The organism is Candidatus Eremiobacteraceae bacterium, from assembly GCA_035295225.1.
Classification (GTDB): Bacteria; Vulcanimicrobiota; Vulcanimicrobiia; order Eremiobacterales; family Eremiobacteraceae; genus JABCYQ01.
Genome location: DATGJI010000027.1, coordinates 1 through 2,202, shown reverse-complemented (window position 1 = coordinate 2,202; position 2,202 = coordinate 1). Strand labels below are relative to the sequence as shown.

Below are 2,202 nucleotides of genomic sequence, written 5' to 3'. Positions count from 1 at the left end.
AAAATCTACGCCGGCGACAGTTCTTACGTGCGGCGGTCAACTTGGCCGTTCAATTCAAGGTCGAAGGCGATGGCGCTGCGGGCACATACGAGGGCGAGATCGTGGACCTCGGCGAGGGCGGCATGCGCCTGGTGGCGCGGTCCCACGCGCCGGCCCGCTCGACCATCCGCCTAGCCTTTCAGGTGCCCGGGAACGCGCGCGACATCCGCGCGCGAGGCCGCGTCGTATTGAGCTTTTACTCGGCTCCCGAAGATAAGTATCATCACGGGGTGGCCTTCACGTCCATCGATCGCGACGACCGCGAAGCGATCGCGAATTTCGTCGAGACGCACGCCGCCCCGCAAGCCTGACCCGCGCCCTTAGGGCGTCCGCCAAAACGAAAAAAGACGCGTTGGCAGCCGCGTCTTTTCAATTTTGCTTTGTGCGCTTAAGGCCTTAGCGGCGTTTCGACTCTCCCATGAAGCCATAGAAGTAGTACTCGCTGCCGTCTTTCATCACGACGACCACGCGCGTGTCCTCGTAGGTCGCTTTGGCGACTTGCTTGCCTGCCATCGTGTCGAGAATGCCCTGCGCGAAAATCTTCTCCGCCTCGCGCAGCGCATCGGGATCGATGTCGAGCAAGTCAGAAGTATGCAATTCGTTCACCTTGGACTGGTCCACTCATACTGCTCCGGGCCCGTATGCCTTAGTGTTCGGCCGCCGATTAGGCCGAAATTAGGCTCCGGACGGTCACATAAAGGTCACACTTGGGACAGATTCCCGTCACGGCCTTGTGGTATGCGGCCCGTCGCGCCGATTATGGGGAAAGCTCGCATCGCGGTAGAATCTGCAACGTGGCTATGTACGTGCTGGAAGCAACAAACGGTCCACTCGACGGCAAGCGTTGGGAGTTCGAACGCAGCATCGAGATCGGACGGGATGGCTCGCTCGCCGCGTCGCTTGCGGTCGACTCGGCCGTATCCCGCCGGCACGCACGCGTGGAGGCCGATGAGGCGGGCGTTCGCGTGATCGATTTGGGTAGCAGCAACGGCACGATCGTCGACGGCAGCGCCATCGCAGCACCGACGACCCTCGTCCTCGCGCAGCCCTTCATCGTCGGGCGCACGCGGCTGCGCGTCTTGGAATCGCAGCGCTAAGGAGCGACAACATGCCGACCACCGTCCTGACGTTCGCAGAGAAAAAACGCCGCGGCGAACGCATCGTCGTCATCACTGCATACGATGCGCTGACCGCCGCGATGGTGCACGGCGCCGGGGTCGATGCGATCTTGGTCGGGGATTCGGCGGGCATGGTGTTCGCAGGGCACGACACGACGCTTCCCGTCACCATGGACGAGATGCTGTATCATACCGCCGCGGTCGTGCGCGGTGCGCGTGGCGCGTTCGTCATCGGCGACATGCCGTTCATGTCGTTTCAAGCCGGCGACGATGAAGCGCTGCGCAACGCTGGCCGGTTCCTCAAAGAAGCCAAGGCGCACGCGGTCAAGCTGGAAGGCTGCGATCCACAGCTGGTCGGCCGCATGGTGAAGGCCGGCATTCCTGTCATGGGCCATCTCGGATTGACGCCGCAATCGGTGCACGCGCTCGGCGGCTTCCGTGCGCAAGGCAAGACCGCGCCGGATGCCGATCGGCTTTTCGAAGATGCGCGCCGCTTGGAAGAAGCGGGCTGCTTCGCAATCGTGCTCGAGTGCGTACCGGCAGCCCTCGCGCAGCGGATCACCACGTCTGTGCGTGCGGCGACGATCGGCATCGGCGCCGGTCCCTATTGCGACGGTCAGGTGAGCGTCGTCAACGACCTGCTCGGGCTGTCGACCGGCTATCTGCCCAAGCACGCCAAACGCTATGCCAATTTCTACAACGACGGGCTCAACGCGGTGCGCCAATACGTCGACGAGGTGCGCGGTGGGGTCTTCCCCGCGGCCGAGCACAGCATCGAGCTGCGTGACGAGAGCCGCGAGCAATCGCCCTCGCGTGCGAACGCTCCGGCGCGAGATCCGCAATCGTCCTGATCGCCACCGAAGTGCTCACCGCTATCGGTGAGCTGCGCGAGGCACGGCGCGGATGGACCGAGCCGGTGGGGCTCGTGCCCACGATGGGCGCGCTGCATGCCGGCCACCTCGCGCTCGTGCGCGCGGCGTGCGAGCGATGCAGGTCGGTCGTGGTCTCGATCTTCGTCAACCCGCTGCAGTTCGGTCCGCAAGAG

General features: G+C 64.1%; 5 protein-coding genes. 4 read left to right on the top strand and 1 reads right to left on the bottom strand.

The features are described 5' to 3' along the window. On the top strand, positions 1–350 hold a 350-nt coding region (locus VKT51_04965), incomplete at its 5' end, for a PilZ domain-containing protein (GenBank protein ID HLJ83504.1). An 85-nt stretch (positions 351–435) separates the two neighbouring features. On the opposite strand, the gene VKT51_04960 is transcribed toward VKT51_04965, so the two are convergent. Continuing rightward, complete coding sequence (locus VKT51_04960) at positions 436–636, bottom strand: hypothetical protein (protein ID HLJ83503.1); 201 nt, start codon at positions 634–636, stop codon at positions 436–438. A 209-nt stretch (positions 637–845) separates the two neighbouring features. Between VKT51_04960 and VKT51_04955 the strand changes: the two genes are divergently transcribed. From VKT51_04955 to VKT51_04945, 3 genes are all read left to right on the top strand, one after another. Beyond that, on the top strand, positions 846–1,136 hold the full coding sequence (locus VKT51_04955; GenBank protein HLJ83502.1) for an FHA domain-containing protein: 291 nt from the start codon (positions 846–848) through the stop codon (positions 1,134–1,136). Between the two features lie 11 nt (positions 1,137–1,147). Further along, complete coding sequence (gene panB, locus VKT51_04950; protein ID HLJ83501.1) at positions 1,148–2,008, top strand: 3-methyl-2-oxobutanoate hydroxymethyltransferase; 861 nt, start codon at positions 1,148–1,150, stop codon at positions 2,006–2,008. Between the two features lie 11 nt (positions 2,009–2,019). Further along, positions 2,020–2,202, top strand: a 183-nt coding sequence (locus tag VKT51_04945) for a pantoate--beta-alanine ligase (GenBank protein HLJ83500.1), incomplete at its 3' end; no start/stop codon positions are given.

What these genes read in the sequence shown, in the direction of transcription:
- panB (HLJ83501.1), top strand. Translation starts at nt 1,148, where the DNA reads ATGCCGACCACCGTCCTGACGTTCGCAGAGAAAAAACGCCGCGGCGAA.